Raw genomic sequence first — 2,759 nt, forward strand, 5'->3', positions numbered from 1 at the left:
CATACACTTCATCTAATGTCTCTGTAAAAAGTTTTAGCCACTGTTCAAAAGTCTCACGCTTGAGTTGTCCTAATTTTGTATGAGGTAAAAACAAATTACCACTATATTTGGGATTACCAAGTGCCAGAGAAGACCAAAAGCCAACTATAACTTCCAAGTGTGTCACCCAGTGTTCATTATTCATGTCTTCGCCAAGTTTAGCGATAAAAAATGGTCCTACAATGTCATCTTTGATGATTTTGGCATAAAATGTCATTACGAGCGTTCTGATGTTTTCCTGAGTTATTTCTTGTGCTTGCATGTTGGCTCCGTAATTTTGATGATTGAGTTATAGCGTAAGATGGGTTAAAGTGGTTTGATATATACACTTCGCCCAAGATGATGAGAGCAAGAAATGAGTAATGATCTAAATTTACTTCACAGGCTTTGTGATCAAATACCCACCGATAAGTACAGGAACTATCCCTACTAATTGACGAAATTCAGGTACTTCATCCAAATAAATATATGCAAAAAAGAGTGTCATCACCGGCATGAGTGCCAACATAGCGGACAACTTCGTGATAGACATACGATTGAGGGCTTCTATCCACATGATCTTTGCTGCGACATAGACACCTGTGGCTATCAGAAACAGGTAGGGTAGAGCAGACATGAAGTTTTCATAACTTACTGAAGGTTCTAACAAATATGCCAAAAGTGCTACAAAGGGCAACCCAACCACTGTTCTGAAACCTAGAATGGTCTCAGCAGAGCAGTACACTCTTGCACGTTTTTGATAAAGGTTTACTATGGGAGCCATGGCAGCGGAAGCTAAGATGAGCATATCACCCTTGTTTAATGTAAAGTCTTCGGGTATGAGTATGATGAGTGCACCAAGCACCATGATGATGGCACCTATGAGGTGCAGCCTATCCATTTTTTCTTTCCCTAAGACATTGAAATAGAGGTAAGAAAAGAGTACCTGTAAAAAGACAATGACTGCCATGTTTCCCGCTGTGGTGTAACGCATGCCTATAAATATAAGTGTGAAAATAGAAGTGATCCAAAAGGTAGTAAGGAGTAAGTCTTTGTATGCAGCTTTGTTTTTAAGCTCAGAAAAGCGTTTACGTTTGTACATGATCGCTATGTAAAAGAACAATGCTATAACAAGGCTGTACATATAAGTATGTAAAGCCCCAACATAGGACATAGCAACAATAGACAGTATGGGAAACCAAGACTCAAGTACAGTGAGCCCTAACATCAGTAACTCACCTTCACGTTCTCTGGTCATTATGTTTCCTCTGTATTTTTGTGTATTGTAGCTTAAACATTCTGTTTACCGTGCTCAATCAGTTTAATATTTAAATTTCAATTGGTAGTAGAACGCGTTACATATGTTTTTTGGTTTTAGAGGTTGCCACAGCTGTGAGTGGGTCATCTGGCCAGTAGTGTTTTTTATATTTTCCGCGTAACTCTTTTTTGACTTCATCATAGGTGTTTACCCAAAAGCTTTCCAAGTCTTGGGTGACTTGCATAGGACGTGAGGCTGGAGAGAGTAAGTGTATCATGAGTTTTACTTTTCCTCCCAGTACACTCGGGGTACTTTTGGTACCAAACATTTCTTGCAATCTTACTGCAAGGATGGGTTGATCAGGGTTACTGTAGTCTATAGCGATATGAGAGCCACTGGCTACTTTCAATTTACTGGGGGCTAATCGGTCCAGGGTCTGTGTTTGTTCAAAACTCATTTGCCCTAAAAGGATGTTGTAAAAGTCTAAATTCTGACAAGCTCTTAGGCTGCTTAGACCATTTAGATAAGGTGCCAGCCAGACATCAAGATGCTCTATAAGATAGGCATCTGAAAAATCTGGAAATGCCATGTTGTGTTGATTGAGAAAGTTTACTCGTTGTCTAAGTATCTTTGCTTCTTTGCTCCAGTGTAATTGTTCCAGTCCCAATTCTTCTAAAGCTTCTATCAGGACATCCAGTACATCCTCGTTCGAGGCATTCATGATCTGTGTTTCTCTTAAAGGTATGGCACCTAAACTTTTGACTCTTCGTACTCTCACCCTTTGTTGTTCTTCATCCCAGCTGACATCATCATACTGATGTATTTGATCACTAAGGTGTTCTTCTATCTGAGATTGGGTGAGTTCAATGGCTTTATAAATAGTCGCATCTTTGGTACGGGCATCTAAATCAGAGATGACTAAAAAACGGGAGTGGAAGAGTTCATCGGCTTTATGCAAAGAAGCACTTTTACCGTTAGAGAGTAGATAGACATTAAGATTTTCATGGCGTTGTTTAGCGATACGGTCAGGATAGGCAAAAGCCAAAAGAACGGCTAACATCTCTTCATTGATAGTCTCTTTTTGTATGCTTTCTATGCGTTTTGCATTTTTAAGTAAATAATGACACTGCTTTAGGTTAATGTACTGTTGATTTACTGTATTTTTTTGCGTAATATCATGTAAGACACGTACACGCTCACGTATATCTGATGAGCCAAAAGCATTATGATAGATCTCTTTTTCCGTGATCAGCACAGCTAAAAGTGACGCTTCGTATGCAAGACCAAGTGTTTGAGCTTTTAACATCATATGCGCCAACCTTGGGTGTAAGCCAAAACGGCTCATAGCTCTACCATGTGCTGTGATGTTGCCTTTTGTGTCCAGTGCACCCAGTTCATGTAGAAGCTTTGTAGCGTGGGTGATGGATGTGGCAGGAGGTATATCCATCCATGAAAGCGTTTCCATAGAATCATTACCCCAAAG

The 2,759-nt window shown here is 39.8% G+C and carries 3 protein-coding genes; all 3 read right to left on the reverse strand.

Annotated elements, in window-relative coordinates; all coding sequences use genetic code 11:
- Positions 1 to 301, reverse strand: a 301-nt coding sequence (locus ABYK33_RS15245) for a group III truncated hemoglobin (RefSeq protein ID WP_373034172.1), incomplete at its 3' end; no start/stop codon positions are given.
- A gap of 111 nt (positions 302 to 412) precedes the next feature.
- Positions 413 to 1,276, reverse strand: coding sequence for a DMT family transporter (locus ABYK33_RS15250; protein ID WP_373034173.1), 864 nt, complete (start codon positions 1,274 to 1,276; stop codon positions 413 to 415).
- 97 nt (positions 1,277 to 1,373) lie between these two features.
- A partial coding sequence (locus tag ABYK33_RS15255; RefSeq protein WP_373034174.1) for an ATP-dependent helicase C-terminal domain-containing protein occupies positions 1,374 to 2,759 on the reverse strand: 1,386 nt, incomplete at its 5' end.

Source organism: Sulfurovum sp. (assembly GCF_041562805.1).
Taxonomy (GTDB): Bacteria; Campylobacterota; Campylobacteria; order Campylobacterales; family Sulfurovaceae; genus Sulfurovum.

Coding starts and splice junctions, on each gene's coding strand:
- ABYK33_RS15250 (WP_373034173.1), bottom strand. CDS start 1,276: ATGACCAGAGAACGTGAAGGTGAGTTACTGATGTTAGGGCTCACTGTA.